The following is a 13,879-nucleotide window of genomic DNA, read 5'->3' as shown; positions in this document are numbered from 1 at the left end:
CGAAAAGCATCCCTTTATGAAAAACACGTCATCGGCGATAATCAACGCTTTGTGATTTATCGCGGAGTGTTGATGAGCGATTTGCCGCCCTTCCCCCCCACGCGCAAGCGCCCTGTGAAGCTAAGTACGCTGGTTACGCTGATGGTGTGCGCCATCATCGGCTCTGTGCTGCTGGTCGTTTTCGCGCTCTATTCAGTGCAAATCACCCGGGCAACCCGTGATGATGTCAAAGACACCGCGCTGGGCATCGCCCGCACTCTGGCCGATAGCCCGGAAGTGAAGCGCGGGCTGATGGAGTCACCCCAGGCAGATATTATCCAACCTGTCGCTCAGGCCGTGACGCAACGCAACGATCTGCTGTTTACCGTGGTGACCGACATGCGCGGTATTCGCTATTCGCATCCCAACGAAGCGCTGCTAGGCCTGCATTTTATTGGCGACGATCTCACGCCTGCGCTGGAAGGGAAGGAGAATGTCTCCGTTAACCGCGGTGCGCTCGCCGAAGCCCTGCGCGTTTTTACTCCCGTTTATGACGCTCAGCACGATCAGATCGGCGTGGTGGTCGTGGGTATCTCCCTGAATAAAGTGGAAGAGCAAATTACCCGCGGCAGGCTTAACGCCGTCTGGACGATTTTGTTCAGTATACTTATGAGCTCTATGGCGATTTGGGGTTTGGTTCGCGTGCTCAAACGTATTCTGTTTGGCCTTGAGCCCTATGAAATCTCCGCGCTGTTTGAGCAGCGACAGGCGATGCTGCAGTCCCTGCGTGAGGGGGTACTGGCGGTAGATATTCATGGCCGCGTCACGATGATCAACCACACCGCCAGAGAGATATTACTCCTGCCTTCCGGCAAGCAAACCGAAAATGCCAGCGAGCCGCTGCTCGCCAGCCTGCGGGAAGTGTCGAAGACCGGCATTGCGCGTCAGGATCAGGAGATCGACTGCAACGGACGATTGCTGCTTTGTAACATGGTTCCGGTGAAAAGCCAGCAACAGGTGATTGGCGCAATCACCACCTTCCGCGATAAAACCGAAGTCAGACAGCTAATGCAGCGCCTTGATGGCATGGTCAATTACGTCGATGCCCTGCGCGCCCACACGCATGAGTTTATGAATAAACTGCACGTGATCCTGGGCCTGCTGCATATAAAACGCTATGACAAGCTGGAAGAGTATATTCTGCAGACCGCGCATAATTACCAGACGGACATTGGAACCATCCAGAGCAAGGTGAAATCCCCGGTGATTGCTGGCTTCCTGCTGGGTAAAATCAATCGCGCCAAAGAAGCGGGCATTACCCTGACGCTTGCAGATGAGTGTCGACTCCCTGATACCGTCAATGAAGAGCAGGTCGCGGTGCTGATAACCGTACTGGGTAATTTAATTGAAAACGCGCTGGACGCGATGGAAGGCCAGCCGGAAGGTGAGATCGGTTTGCTGCTGCACTATCAGAATGGCTGGCTCAGCTGCGAAGTCAGCGACGACGGCCCCGGCATTGATCCTGCCCAGCTGGAGGCTATTTTTACTAAGGGCTTCTCAACAAAAGGTGAAAACCGGGGCGTTGGGCTGTTCCTTGCTCGCCAGCAAATCCAGAATCTCGGCGGAGACATTACCGTCGAGTCTGAGCCTGGCGTATTTACCCAATTTTTTGTTCATATCCCCTGGGATAGCGAGAGGAATATCGCGTGATAAATGTATTAATTGTCGATGATGACGCCATGGTAGCCGACCTCAACCGTCTGTATGTAAACCGTGTTGACGGGTTTAGCTGCTGCGGCGTCGCCTCTACGCTTAACCAGGCCGAGGCCGTGATTAACAACCCGAGCCAGCCCGTCGATTTGGTGCTGCTGGATGTTTATATGCAGCAGGATAACGGGCTGGATCTGCTGCCCATCATCCGTGCGTCCGGTCGTCCGATCGATGTGATTATGATCTCCTCCGCATCGGATGCCGCCACCATCCAGACCTCCATGCATTATGGGGTAGTGGACTATCTGATCAAACCGTTCCAGTTCCCGCGTTTTGAAGAGGCGTTGATCGGCTGGAAGGCAAAACACAGCTTGATGGGGTCACACCAGTACTATGAGCAGGCGGATGTGGACAGGCTGCTGCACGGCGGGGCGCCAGAGCTGGCAGACAGCAAAAAGCTGCCGAAAGGGTTAACGCCGCAAACGCTGCGCACGATTTGTCAGTGGATCGACAGCCATCCGGAGAGGGAGTTTTCCACCGACGACCTGGCCAACGCGGTCAATATTTCGCGCGTGTCCTGCCGCAAATATCTGATTTGGCTGGCGCAAATCAATATTTTGTTCACCAGCATTCACTACGGTGCCACGGGGCGCCCGGTGTATCGTTACCGCCTGCAGCCGGAACAGACTGGCCTGCTCAAGCAGTATTGCCAGTAACGCGATAGCGGTTATCCAGCAGGGTAAAACGGAAGTGGTGCGCTGAAGAGAACACCACTTCTTTTGTTTTGGTCACAAAGATAGCGTCAATATCGGGGCGCGCGCGCAATGCGGCACATCCCTTCTCCACGCCCATGCCGTACATCAGCGTGGTCCAGATATCCCCGTCAATGGAATCTTTTGAAATTATCGTCACGCTGTCCAGCTCGTTGTCCAACGGGTAGCCGGTGCGCGGGTCGAGAATATGGTGATAGCGTTTACCGTTGTGCTCAAAATAGCGCTCGTAGGTTCCCGACGTCACAACGGATCGGTTTTCTACCGTCATCGCGCCAATCAGCTCCTCAGCGGCAAACGGCTTTTTGAGGCCCACGCTCCACCCCCCCTCCGGCGAACCCAGCGTCTGGATGTTTCCGCCCAGATTAATTAAACCGCGTTCTGTCCCTGCTTTACGCAGATAATCCCGCACCCTGTCGGCGATATAGCCTTTGGCAATGGCACCCAGATCAATCTCCATGCCGAGATGCGTCAGGAAAACGGTGCTGCTGGCCTCATCCAGCACCACATCCTCTGGGTGTGTCACAGCAAGTAACGAGGCAATCTCATCGGCAGGCGGCACGCTGTCGCCCTGAAAGCCGATTTTCCAGCGCTTCACCAGCGGGCCAATAGCAAGGTTAAACGCGCTGTCCTTGAGGAGGCTGGCCGCTTTGGCACAGCGTATCAGCTCAAATACTGGACGGCTGACCACGACAGAATGCTGCCCGGCGGCATGGTTAATATCCATCACCTGCGACTGCGCGCGGTTGACCGTAAGCAGGTCTTCATACTGTTTGATCAGGCGAAAAACGCGGGATGCGAGCGCTTCATCGTGGGAAAAGAGTTTCAGGAGGATGGGAGATCCCATCAGGACGGCGGAGTAGCTGTAGACGCGGTTGTCAGAAGACATAGAAGGCTCCCTGGTTGAAATGTCGGATACGCGGCGCGTATCCGACAATGCCATTATGCCATTTTTGCGCGCATCGCCGCCTGATGTCCGGCAAGCGTACCAAAAATAATGATATCTGCCACCGCGTTACCACCGATACGGTTTCCGCCGTGGATGCCACCGACAACCTCACCGGCCGCATAGGCGCCAGGGAGTATGTTGTGGCTGCTATCCAGCACGCAGGTTTCCGTATTGATGGTTACGCCGCCCATGGTGTGGTGCACGCCCGGGGCAATCTGAATGGCGTAGAACGGCCCTTCGTTGATTGGCGCACGCAGCGCGGTAGTACGACCAAAATCGTCGTCGTGCTGTTTTTCCACAAAGCCGTTGTAGCGCTCCAGCGTTGCCAGGAAGGCATGGTGATCCATGCCCAGCGCGTCGGCCAACGCTTTTGGCGAACTGGCGCTAGTGACGAAGCCTTTTGCGATGTACTCGTCTGCCGCTTTGTTTTTGGTACGAACATGCTCATCAAAGACGATGTAAGCATATTTCTCCGGCAGAGCAATAATCTGCGCCGAAACTTTGTCGCGGGTCGACATTTCGTTAAAGAAGCGGTTCCCCTGCTGGTTGACCAGAATCGCTCCGCCGCCGCGAATAGATTCGGAAATCAGGTACGAGGTTTTCTGCTCAACGGTTGGGTGGATCTGGATCTCACCCATGTCTACCGTGGCCGCGCCAATACGTTCCAGCAGCGCGATACCGCCGCCGGTTGCCCCTTTGTGGTTGGTAGTAACAAACCCTGCCAGATCCGGACGGTATTTCACCACCATCTGGCTGTTAGCGCTAAAGCCGCCGGTTGCCACAATCACGCTTTTGGTTTCCACAGTGAGGGTTTCATTCTCTTCAGTGGTCAGACGCACGCCGGTCACTTCACCGTTCTCAACGATAATGTCGCTGACGGAGGTATCCAGCATCACGTCGATGTTACGTCTGGTGACGTTACGCACCAGGCCGCTGATCAGATAGCCTCCCACCGCAGAACCGTCTTTTGGACGGTGAGTACGGTCAATGCTCATCCCGCCGGTGGTGGTGATATCGTTAAGCATAATGCCGCGCGTTGCGAGCCATTCAATGGCTTCCGGCGCGTTCTCGACAAAGCGGCGCAACAGTTCCGGGTTATTCTTGTTACCGCCGCCTTTCAGGCTTTCCTGATAGAACAGCTCTTTGCTGTCCTGGATGCCTTTCACGCGCTGGAAGCGAGTTTCAGCCGCGTTCATCCCGGCAGAGGCTTTGATGGTGTTACCGCCGATGGTCGGCATTTTCTCGACGATCAGCACGCTTGCGCCTTCATCGTGTGCCTGGATAGCCGCCGCCAGACCCGCGCCGCCGCTGCCGATAACGACAACATCGACACGTTTTGTTTCGTTCGGATCTGCCCCCTCTTCCGCCGCCAGCGCTTTGCTGGATTTCAGCATCGCTTTCGATACGGCTTTTTTCACTGCTTCGCTCTGGCTGGTTGCGCCGGTGATAGCGTCCACGTGTGGGGTGTTGGCATCCAGAATCCGGGTACGGATCTCTTCGAAGCTGGTCACAAACTCAACGTCTCCACTCGGACCAGACGCAAGCTCAATATCAGCAATACGATCCGTTTCCAGGCAGACGTTAATCACCAGTTCGTTAGCATCATCCTGCACTTTCTCCGCAAAGGTGCCCGGCTTGAATTTCGATTCACCCATGCTCATGTCGCGGATCATCGCTTCCACCAGAGAGAAGCGCCACAGCGGCTCGGGAATCCTCAATGCTTCGCGTTGGGTGCTGTCCATAAACAGCTCGAGGTTATCACCGGCTGCAATACGGTCGGTCCAGTCCGGATAAGCGATAGTCGCCCGGCCAACGGCAATCAGATCGTAACCGTGGTCCAGCGCTTCATTGACGTCCGCGGCATTGACCACGCCGCCCACGCCCATCACCGGAATCTGTGCCAGCGTCTCAGAGCGCATTGCACAGTATTTTTCAATCAACGGGGTTGGGTCTTGCGTGTCGACAATAGAAGGACGCAGAGTGGCACCCACGGAGAAATGCAGATAATCCACGCCACGCGCGGCCAGTTTTTCCAGCAGATACATGGTGTCGTCAAAGCGAATGCCGGGGACTTCCATCTCTTCAGGCGAGAAACGGTAGCCAATGATGAAGGCATCGTCCGCATACTGGCGAACCATTTTGTGGGTGATATTCAGCACCGCCAGCGGGAAACGGGCGCGGTTATCGCGGCTGCCGCCCCACTCGTCGTCACGCTGGTTAGAGTTCGGCGAGTAGAACTGCTGAATCAGGTAGGTGTTTGCCCCGTGGATTTCAACCCCGTCGAAGCCTGCCTGAATCGCGCGGCGTACGGCCTCACCAAACTTACCGATCATGCCTTCGACTTCTTCAGTAGTCAGGGCAACCGGCGTTGCTGCACCTTCACGCGGCGCGGCAACGGCGCTTGGGCCAACAGGCGTACGGCCACCAATCAGTTTCGGGTCAACCATGCGACCGCCGTGGTAGATCTGCAGAAGCGCTTTTGAGCCTTTAGACTTGATGGCGTCGGCAATTTTTGCCAGACCGGCGATCTTTTCATCGTTGTCGATACCAATCGCACCTGGGAAAGCAAGGCCGAGATCGTCAACAAAACAGCATTCAACAATGATGGTGCCGATGCTGCCAGAACGGGCACGATAGTACTCCACCAGCTCGCTGGTGACGGTGCCATCGTAATAGCCGGTACAGGTGGTCATGGGCGCCATTAACAAACGGTTTTTGAGTTCAGTGCCATTCGGTAATGTGAAGGGGCTAAGAATGCGTTCGTTAGTGCTCATAATAGAAACTCCAAACTTTAAAAATTAAGAATTCGTTATCGGGCTGATTTTTATTTCGATTTTTTATGCCGATGTTATGATAGTAATATAATGATTTTTTTAGTTTCTAAAGCTATTACGTTAGTTAAAAAACTATTTAATCCCTTCAATAACATAAATAACACATTGGTGTTAGCAGCAATAATTCATCCATTCACAATAATGTAAATTACGTTAAAATAAAATTGGTCTTACCATTTTAACTCAAAATATATTAATAAATATAAAACAATGAGTTACAACAATACCAAGTTTCAAATTGTTATCAAAATGATAAATAAAACCTTAAAAACCAATAATACCCACATACGCCAGAGTGGTTATTTAAAAAAGAATAAAAATAACGCTGCAATTCTGTTTTTTTGATCGCGATCAATAGTTATGGCATCCAAAGGCGCAATATATAAACATCATATTTTTTTAATTTAGCGCATCACAATACGCGTTAATCCATTATTCCTGAAATGACAAAATGCACCTTAAATAACTAAATAAAGCAAAGAAACTAAAGAAATCGAATTTGTCCTTTCAGTGTATGCAGAATTTTTGACAACTTAAGACGTGAAACTATGAATACAAAAACTGCTGTAACGCCTCCTGTGGCGAATCAAGCATCAAACGGAAAGGCAAAACGACTGCTGATGATGGCGCTGCCCATCATTGTTGCCGTGCTGCTACTGTTTGTTCCGGTTCCGGAAGGGCTGCCGCCTTATGCATGGCACTACTTCGCTATCTTTGTCGGCGTGATCGTCGGCCTGATCTTCGAACCCTTGCCCGGTGCAGTGATTGGCCTGACCGGCGTGGTCGCTATTGCCCTGTGCAGTCAGTGGGTGTTGTTCAGCCCGGAACAGCTGGCCGATCCGTCATTCAAACTGGCTGGAGCCTCCTTTAAATGGGCGGTGAGCGGCTTTGGCAACTCGACCGTATGGCTGATTTTCGGTGCCTTTATGTTTGCCGCAGGCTATGACAAAACTCGATTTGGCCGCCGTCTGGCGCTGATTCTGGTGAAATATCTGGGTCGTCGCAGCCTGACGCTCGGCTATGCAATCACCTTCGCGGATCTGCTGCTGGCACCGTTTACGCCATCCAACACCGCACGCAGCGGCGGGACCATCTACCCGATTATCGCGAACCTGCCGCCTCTGTACGGCTCAAAACCTAACGACCCAAGCGCGCGTAAAATTGGTTCATATTTAATGTGGGTAGCGATCACAGCCGCCTGTATCACCAGCTCGATGTTCCTCTCCGCGCTTGCGCCAAACCTGCTGGCACTGGCGCTGGTAAAAAGCACCGTCGGGATTGATATTTCCTGGGGTACCTGGTTTATCGCCTTCCTGCCGGTCGGCGTGCTGTTGATTCTGGCGATGCCGCTGCTGGCCTACTGGTTCTATCCGCCTGAAGTTAAAATCAACGATGAAGTGCCGCTGTGGGCGACCCGTGAGCTGGAAAAACTGGGCAAACTGTCCCGCAATGAAATCCTGCTGCTGGTCTTCGTCTGCTGTGCGCTGATGATGTGGATTTTCGCCGCCGCGTGGATTGAGCCGGCAATGGCGGCCCTGCTTATCGTTGGCCTGATGCTGTGGACCGGCGTGCTCGAGTGGAATGATATCACCGGTAATAAAGCGGCCTGGAACACCTTCGTGTGGTTCGCCACTCTGGTCGCGCTGGCTGATGGCCTCTCCTCCACCGGCTTTATCAGCTGGCTGGGTAAAGAAGGCGGCCTGCTGATGAGCGGTATCTCGCCGGGCGTAGCGACCATCGTACTGCTGCTGGCGTTCTACCTGCTGCACTACCTGTTTGCCAGCACTACCGCGCACACCACGGCGCTGCTGCCAGCAATGCTGACCATCGCCTCCACCATTCCGGGCATGAATATGGAAGTCTTTGTCCTGCTGATGGTGACCTCTCTGGGTGTGATGGGAATCATCACCCCTTACGGGACTGGCCCAAGCCCGATTTACTACGGGAGCGGCTACCTGCCAACCAAAGACTACTGGCGTCTGGGTACCATCTTCGGTGCCATCTTCCTGGCGGCCCTGTTGCTGATTGGTTATCCATGGATGTCCATGATGTTCTGATTCCTGACCGCCGGACTATCCCTCCGGCGGTTTTATTTTTGTGGAGCAATACGCTATGTCGAATAAACCGTTTTACTATCAGAACCCCTTCCCGCTCGCGCACGACGACACCGAATACTATCTGCTGACCAAAGAGCACGTCTCCGTTGCCGAGTTCGACGGCCAGGAAATCCTGAAAGTTGAGCCTGAAGCTCTGACCCTGCTGGCACAACAAGCTTTCCATGATGCCGCGTTTATGCTGCGTCCTTCGCACCAGAAGCAGGTTGCCGCGATCCTTCACGATCCCGACGCAAGCGAGAACGACAAATACGTTGCCCTGCAATTCCTGCGCAACTCTGAAATTTCGGCCAAAGGCGTGCTGCCGACCTGTCAGGACACCGGTACGGCGATCGTCATGGGTAAAAAAGGCCAGCGCGTCTGGACCGGCGGCGGCGATGAAGCGGCGCTAAGCCAGGGCATCTACAACACCTATATTGAAGACAACCTGCGCTATTCCCAGAATGCGGCGCTGGACATGTACAAAGAGGTGAATACCGGCACTAACCTCCCGGCGCAGATCGACCTCTACAGCGTCGATGGCGACGAGTACAAATTCCTGTGCATGGCGAAAGGCGGTGGTTCGGCCAATAAAACCTACCTGTATCAGGAAACCAAAGCGCTTATCACGCCAGCGAAGCTGAAAAATTATCTGGTGGAGAAGATGCGCACGCTGGGTACGGCGGCCTGCCCGCCTTACCATATCGCGTTTGTGATTGGGGGGACCTCCGCAGAAGCCACGCTGAAAACCGTGAAGCTCGCCTCTACCCGCTATTACGACGGGCTGCCGACCGAAGGCAACGAACACGGCCAGGCGTTCCGCGACATTCAGCTTGAGCAGGAACTGCTGCAGGAGGCGCAGAATCTGGGTCTCGGCGCGCAGTTCGGCGGGAAATACTTCGCTCATGATATCCGCGTGATCCGTCTGCCGCGCCACGGCGCATCCTGCCCAATCGGCATGGGCGTCTCCTGCTCCGCTGACCGCAATATCAAGGCGAAAATCAATCGCGACGGTATCTGGATTGAAAAACTGGAACATAACCCAGGTCAGTACATTCCTGAATCGCTGCGCCAGCAGGGTGAAGGCGACGTGGTCAGCATCAATCTCAATAAACCGATGAATGAGATCCTGGCGCAGCTTTCCGCTCACCCGGTCTCTACCCGCCTGTCGCTGAACGGCACCATCATCGTGGCGCGTGATATCGCCCACGCGAAGCTCAAAGAGCTGCTCGACAACGGTGAAGCACTGCCGCAGTACGTGAAAGATCACCCGATTTACTACGCGGGTCCGGCCAAGACTCCAGAAGGCTATGCATCCGGCTCCTTAGGCCCAACCACCGCAGGCCGTATGGACTCCTATGTGGATTTACTGCAATCCAACGGCGCGAGCATGATCATGCTGGCAAAAGGCAATCGCAGCCAGCAGGTCACGGACGCGTGCCACAAACACGGCGGTTTCTACCTCGGCAGTATCGGTGGCCCGGCGGCGGTACTGGCGCAAAACAGCATCAAAAGTCTGGAATGCGTGGCTTATCCTGAGCTGGGCATGGAAGCCATCTGGAAAATCGAAGTCGAGAATTTCCCGGCGTTTATCCTGGTGGATGACAAAGGCAACGACTTCTTCCAGCAGATCCAGAACAACCAGTGCAAAGGCTGTTCACAGCGCTGAGTGCTTCCACAAATCGGGTAACAGCGACAGCATTTTATTCATCCTCTCTCGCTTGTCGCTACCTGGTTTCCAGATGGTCACCATCGTCTGACTAATTCCCTGGCTGCCCACTTCGGTGTGCAGCCTTTTTACGTTTTTCCACTGTGCCGCATGCATATGCGTCGGCAAGAAACCCCAGCCACAGCCGTTTTCCAGCAGGCCGCGCAGCATCTCCAGCTCATTGGTAAAAATCGTATGCCCCGAAATTTGCAGGCGACGGGCAACCGGTTCGTCTGCCGCAGAGTGCATGATGACCTGTGGAACCAGGGAAAGGTCCAACAGCGAAAGCGGTGACGCACGCTCCCCGAACAGAGCGGTTGCGGCATAGAAATCCATATCAATGGCGCCCAGCGCCCGCCACTCCATCTCGTCCCCCACGCTGCGGTTGCGCGCCTGGCAGAGAGCCAGATCGGCCTGGCCGCTGGCCAGCATGTTTTCCGCGTCATCGCGCGAGGCGCAGGTCAGGCTGAGACGAACGTTCTGTATCGTCATTTCAGCTATCACGCGTTGCAAAAAAGCGCGCGGCGTAAAGGGATCGTAGACGAGAGAGATCGCCTGCATAGCGCTACCGGGTACCTGTCGGGCAAACGCCTCAAAAGCTTTTACCTGTCGCATCAGCAGATGCGCCTGGCGCTGTAGCTGCTCGCCTTCTGGCGTAAGCCGTAAAGCACGCCCTTCGCGTACAAAGAGCGGGTAACCCAGTCCGTCCTCAAGAAAATCAATCAGATCGCGCAGCGTTGTCCTGTCTTTCTGAAGCTTTACCGCCGCTCTGCTCAAACTGCCGTGCTCGGCGACCGCGGTAAAGGACTCAAGCTGAGCAAAGGAATACATCAACGTAGCCACGTCACACTCCATTCTTTTTACGGGGGATTTTCCCCCATCACGCGTTTTTTATTATAGGCCGCGGGTTCGTAAACTGAACCCGTTGCTTACCAAATCGAGATAAATATGAAAAACAAGACGTTAAACCGCTCCCTGCTCGCTGCGCTTGTCGCCAGCAGCCTGTTCTCTTCTGCCGTTATGGCTGACTGCGGCGGCATGGACCTCAATCACTGCCCTGCCCCGTTCGATGCCCAGCTTCCGGATACGCATAAGATGCTGACCTGGAGCCAAACCGACCGTATCGTGGGCTTTCGCAATGACTATCGCAACTATACCGGCGATGTTTTCCGCCATGGGCACGCCACGCCGTTAGCCACCGCAGAAAAGCCGCTGACAGACGCCCACTATCAGGTAAATGGCACGACGTATAACCTGCGGGATTACCTGAAGCGCCAGAACGTGAGCGGCATGCTGGTATTGAAAGACGGTAAAGTCGCCTGGAAATACCTCGGGGAAGGTAACACCGATACCACGCTCTGGACGTCACGATCGGTCGGCAAATCGGTCGTTTCCGCGCTGGTTGGCGTCGCGATCAAAGAGGGAAAGATCCACTCGGTGGACGATCTCATCACTCAATATGAACCTGATTTAAAAGGCACCGCATGGGACGGCGTGACCTTAAAACAGCTTATTACCCACACCTCGGGCGTGGCGTGGAATGAAGACTACACCAACCCGACATCAGATTTCGCGAAGCTCACCGAGTGCGAAGCCACCTCCGGCACGTACGACTGCGTGCGTAATCTGGTGAAAGGGTTACATCGTGCGCACCCGGCAGGCGAGAACTGGTCCTACTCCTCCGGCGGCGCATGGCTGCTGGGGGATGTGCTTGAACGCGCAACCGGCATGACGCTGGCGGCCTATCTGGAGAAAAGCATCTGGCAGCCGTACGGGATGGCGAATGACGGCGTGTGGCATGCCTACAGCAAAGGCCAGCATGACGTCGGGGCACACGGATTTAACGCCACGCTGGAGGACTGGGGTCGCTTCGGAGAATTTATCCTTCACAACGGCACCCTGCCGAACGGAAAACAGATCCTGCCGGAAGGCTGGGTACAAGAGTCGTCTGACTGGACGCAGGCAAAAGGGTCTGTGTCAAACGCGCACCCCAACGGGCTTTATGGCTATCAGTGGTGGAATAACGAAGTGCCCGCGAATGCCTCAGGCGTCGAGCCCAAAGTTCAGGCTTCGCTGAAGGGGTCGCTCTGGGCGCTGGGGATTTTTGGACAGATGATCATGGTGAATCAGAAAGAAAATCTGACGATCGTTCAGTGGTCCACCTGGCCACAGGCAGAACCGTCATTTAGCGCCCAGCCGCTTGAGGCATCGCTCATGTTCAGCGCAATAGCAAACGCGCTGCGCTAAATTGCCTGGCCGGGTGGCGCAACGCTGACCAGGCCAACGTTCGGGCCTCTCCCCTGCGCAACTTCACATAATCGTCATATCAGCGACTTACAGAAATCTGGTGAATAAAAAATCAATGATTTGTTAAGTTATTGTTGCTTATGTAACTCCTGGTCAACGGATTGTCATTGATGCACTACACGCATCAGTCAATGTGCGAATTGCGCTTATCTATTTTCTCATCCTGATCCAGTTTTCAGAAACAGACGAGCAAAACGTCAACAATAAACTGGAGATAACCATGTTAGCCTCAACATCACCTGCAACCCTCCGTTCCAGGGCGGGCGCGATACTTCGCGTTACGTCAGGAAACTTTCTTGAGCAGTTCGATTTCTTTTTGTTCGGGTTTTATGCCACCTATATTGCCCACACCTTCTTTCCGGCCAGCAGCGAATTCGCATCGCTGATGATGACCTTCGCCGTCTTCGGCGCAGGTTTCTTAATGCGCCCCATCGGCGCCATTGTCCTCGGGGCTTACATCGATAAGGTGGGTCGACGCAAAGGATTGATCACCACGCTGTCAATTATGGCCGCCGGTACGTTCCTGATTGTGCTGATCCCCTCTTATCAGAGCATCGGCCTGTGGGCACCGCTGCTGGTGCTGATTGGCCGCTTATTGCAGGGTTTTTCCGCAGGCGCTGAGCTTGGCGGCGTATCCGTTTATCTGGCTGAAATTGCCACGCCGGGGCGCAAAGGTTTTTACACCAGCTGGCAGTCAGGCAGCCAGCAGGTTGCCATCATGGTTGCAGCGGCAATGGGCTTTGCGCTCAACGCCATGCTGGAAGAAAGCGCCATTCGCGAGTGGGGCTGGAGGCTGCCGTTCCTGTTCGGCTGTTTAATCGTGCCGTTTATCTTTTTCCTGCGCCGCAAGCTGGAAGAGACCGAAGAGTTCCGCGCGCGCCGTCACACGCTGGCGATGCGTCAGGTCTTTACCACCCTGCTGGCGAACTGGCCGGTTGTGGTCGCGGGTATGCTGATGGTGGCCATGACCACCACCGCGTTTTACCTGATCACCGTCTACGCGCCCACTTTCGGGAAAAAAGTGTTAATGCTGAGCGCCTCAGACAGCCTGCTGGTCACGCTACTGGTCGCCATCTCCAACTTTATCTGGCTGCCGATTGGGGGGGCCCTGTCGGATCGTTTCGGGCGTAAACCGGTACTGATCACCATGGCGCTGCTGGCGCTGGCTACCAGCTACCCGGCTCTGACGTTTCTGGCGAATGCGCCAAGCTTCTCTATGATGCTGAGCGTGCTGCTGTGGCTCTCTTTCCTCTATGGTCTCTACAACGGCGCGATGATCCCGGCGCTGACCGAGATCATGCCGGTAGAGGTGCGTGTTGCCGGTTTCTCACTGGCCTATAGCCTGGCCACCGCCATCTTCGGCGGGTTTACCCCGGTGATTTCGACAGCCCTGATTGAATACACCGGCGATAAAGCCTCCCCGGGATACTGGATGAGCTTCGCCGCGGTATGTGCCTTGCTGGCAACGCTGTATCTCTATCGCCGTAGCGCGTTAAGCCTGCAAACGACCCGTGAGCTGAGAGGATAAT

9 protein-coding genes are annotated in these 13,879 nt (G+C 54.7%); 6 read left to right on the top strand and 3 right to left on the bottom strand.

Translation table 11 applies throughout. The features are described 5' to 3' along the window. The first annotated feature begins 72 nt into the window (after window positions 1-72). Complete coding sequence (locus V5P19_RS02880) at window positions 73-1,689, top strand: sensor histidine kinase (RefSeq protein WP_334399949.1); 1,617 nt, start codon at window positions 73-75, stop codon at window positions 1,687-1,689. Further along, complete coding sequence (gene dcuR / locus V5P19_RS02875; protein WP_334399948.1) at window positions 1,686-2,405, top strand: two-component system response regulator DcuR; 720 nt, start codon at window positions 1,686-1,688, stop codon at window positions 2,403-2,405. The genes V5P19_RS02880 and dcuR overlap by 4 nt, the downstream gene beginning before the upstream one ends. Here dcuR and V5P19_RS02870 read toward each other — a convergent pair. Together V5P19_RS02870 and V5P19_RS02865 are read right to left on the bottom strand one after the other, a co-directional pair. Then, on the bottom strand, window positions 2,386-3,348 hold the full coding sequence (locus V5P19_RS02870) for an FAD:protein FMN transferase (RefSeq protein ID WP_334399946.1): 963 nt from the start codon (window positions 3,346-3,348) through the stop codon (window positions 2,386-2,388). The genes dcuR and V5P19_RS02870 overlap by 20 nt on opposite strands. A gap of 53 nt (window positions 3,349-3,401) precedes the next feature. Beyond that, on the bottom strand, window positions 3,402-6,182 hold the full coding sequence (locus V5P19_RS02865; protein ID WP_334399944.1) for a flavocytochrome c: 2,781 nt from the start codon (window positions 6,180-6,182) through the stop codon (window positions 3,402-3,404). Between the two features lie 608 nt (window positions 6,183-6,790). Here V5P19_RS02865 and V5P19_RS02860 point away from each other — a divergent pair. Both V5P19_RS02860 and fumA read left to right on the top strand, forming a co-directional pair. Then, the gene (locus V5P19_RS02860) at window positions 6,791-8,299 is read left to right on the top strand and encodes an anion permease (RefSeq protein ID WP_334399942.1); all 1,509 of its coding nucleotides are present in this window, start codon (window positions 6,791-6,793) and stop codon (window positions 8,297-8,299) included. A gap of 55 nt (window positions 8,300-8,354) precedes the next feature. Then, complete coding sequence (gene fumA / locus V5P19_RS02855) at window positions 8,355-10,004, top strand: class I fumarate hydratase FumA (protein ID WP_334399940.1); 1,650 nt, start codon at window positions 8,355-8,357, stop codon at window positions 10,002-10,004. Here fumA and V5P19_RS02850 read toward each other — a convergent pair. Then, window positions 9,993-10,898 (bottom strand): LysR family transcriptional regulator, encoded by a 906-nt coding sequence (locus tag V5P19_RS02850; protein ID WP_334399938.1) that lies wholly within the window; start codon window positions 10,896-10,898, stop codon window positions 9,993-9,995. The genes fumA and V5P19_RS02850 overlap by 12 nt on opposite strands. Window positions 10,899-10,991: 93 nt before the next feature. Here V5P19_RS02850 and V5P19_RS02845 point away from each other — a divergent pair, with 93 nt between their 5' ends. Both V5P19_RS02845 and V5P19_RS02840 read left to right on the top strand, forming a co-directional pair. Further along, window positions 10,992-12,290 (top strand): serine hydrolase, encoded by a 1,299-nt coding sequence (locus V5P19_RS02845; protein WP_334399936.1) that lies wholly within the window; start codon window positions 10,992-10,994, stop codon window positions 12,288-12,290. 280 nt (window positions 12,291-12,570) lie between these two features. Next, a complete protein-coding gene (locus V5P19_RS02840; RefSeq protein ID WP_334399934.1) occupies window positions 12,571-13,878 on the top strand; it encodes an MFS transporter in 1,308 nt (435 codons plus the stop codon). Window position 13,879: the final 1 nt, after the last annotated feature.

This window comes from Enterobacter sp. UNJFSC 003 (genome assembly GCF_036903355.1).
GTDB lineage: Bacteria > Pseudomonadota > Gammaproteobacteria > Enterobacterales > Enterobacteriaceae > Enterobacter.
The sequence above is the reverse complement of the archived record's forward strand: the minus strand, read 5'-3'. Positions and strand labels throughout refer to the sequence as shown.